This window comes from Zooshikella ganghwensis DSM 15267 (assembly GCF_000428585.1).
Lineage (GTDB): Bacteria > Pseudomonadota > Gammaproteobacteria > Pseudomonadales > Zooshikellaceae > Zooshikella > Zooshikella ganghwensis.
Map to the genome: position 1 here is coordinate 1 of NZ_AUAF01000355.1, position 1,607 is coordinate 1,607.

Here is a 1,607-nt window from a genome sequence, read left to right on the forward strand (position 1 = left end):
TCCACCTTTGACTCCTAATCACTCCACCTTTGACTCCCAATCACTCCACCTTTGACTCCCAATCACTCCACCTTTCACCTCTGAAGCCCTTGATATATATGGGCTGTAGAGGCGCTAAAAAGGTTTTAAAAACAAGATAAAAAGAATATACAAACAAGACAAACAGCGCCCACGTACATGCGCGCGCACGCGTTATAGAGAACTAAGTAAAAATCTGTTAAAATTTTGTTTGTTGTGTTTGATGTATTTTTTTGATTCTCACGAATACACTTAAAAAGCTCTGAGAAGCGATATAAGACACTTTAAACTTACCCTCTAACATTTACCACCTAGACAAAAAAAATCGCTAAGATAAGCCCTCAGCTCGATATACGGCATAATTTGTATGACCTTTTGCTATATACTTCAAATATCTTATAACCTGTTCACCTGAACTGTAGTTTTGGGAGTACGCCACATGAAGGGCTATGGCCTCACTTCATCAGCTCAAGCCCTAGAGATCGCAACGAAAGTATGCGAGGTTCTCGGAAATGGCAGCGGCCATGCTGTTGACTTGCTGCTAGAAACTGCAGCGCAAGAAACCAAACTTGGCAACTACCCGGATAGGACACCTACAGGCGCGGGTGTAGGCTTGTGTCAGATCGACCTGATATCATTCAAAGACATTCAAAACCGGGCGAGATCCACGGACAGAGACAGGCTGAGAGAGTCGTTTAACGTGGATCTCAGCAAGCTACAACACAGAGACTTAGCCTATTCCCCGCTATTGTCGTTTATCTTCTGTCGCCTGCATTACAAGCTAAGGCCGGGTGCAATACCTGAAACGCTAGAGGGGCGGGCGGACTACTGGAAAAAGCACTACAACACCGTGGCCGGAAAGGGTAGGCCAGAGGAATATGTTAAGAGTGCGGAGGTTGGTAAGGTAGAATTGTTTTTTAGTATAAACATTTTCAGCTTTATTTTGAGGAAGCAGTATGAGGTCGAAACCAACAAGGGAAGAGATTGTTGAAGCGATAAAACGCGATGAGTGGATAGAGGGTATGCCCGATCAGTACTGGGTAGTGGATGGTGAGGTTTATCTGTCAAAGAAGGAAATGCCATCTTCAGTGAAGGAGAGCTTCGATGACACAGATCGGGAGTTTGAAGAGTATAATAATCAAAAATCAAAATATTGTGTTAATGACGTTGAGTATCAGGATATAAAAAGTATTCCTGCAAAATTTAGGAAGGAAGTGGAAGAGTTTGAGAAAGAGAATCCGAAGCAAGAAAAATATAGGTTAACTTTATCTGGAGTTAAACCATTACGAATTGGTTTTAAAGAATACCTGGTATTAAATATTCTGTTTTTTGTTTTTCTCTATTTATATTTGAGCAATTCGTAGGTGCGTAAAACCCCGCCCGTCAGGGCGAGGAAGATGCTAATACCCATACTATGATTCGGAGTTAGCTTTACTATGATTCGGAGTTAGCTTTACTATGGTGGAAGTATAAGTAAATCAAACCTACAGGGGATATAAAAACCGCCAAAAACCAACAAATAAACATTGTCATTAACTTAACAACAAGCATCAGTATTGCGTTAACAATAAACACATTATTGCCAAAAA

Annotated in this window: 2 protein-coding genes; both read left to right on the forward strand. The window is 41.1% G+C overall.

Translation table 11 applies throughout. From position 1 onward, the window contains the following. The first annotated feature begins 457 nt into the window (after nucleotides 1-457). Complete coding sequence (locus F607_RS32210; protein WP_051311884.1) at nucleotides 458-1,009, forward strand: hypothetical protein; 552 nt, start codon at nucleotides 458-460, stop codon at nucleotides 1,007-1,009. After that, the gene (locus F607_RS0126895) at nucleotides 975-1,382 is read left to right on the forward strand and encodes a hypothetical protein (protein ID WP_027710452.1); all 408 of its coding nucleotides are present in this window, start codon (nucleotides 975-977) and stop codon (nucleotides 1,380-1,382) included. The genes F607_RS32210 and F607_RS0126895 overlap by 35 nt, the downstream gene beginning before the upstream one ends. The last annotated feature ends 225 nt before the right edge of the window (nucleotides 1,383-1,607 follow it).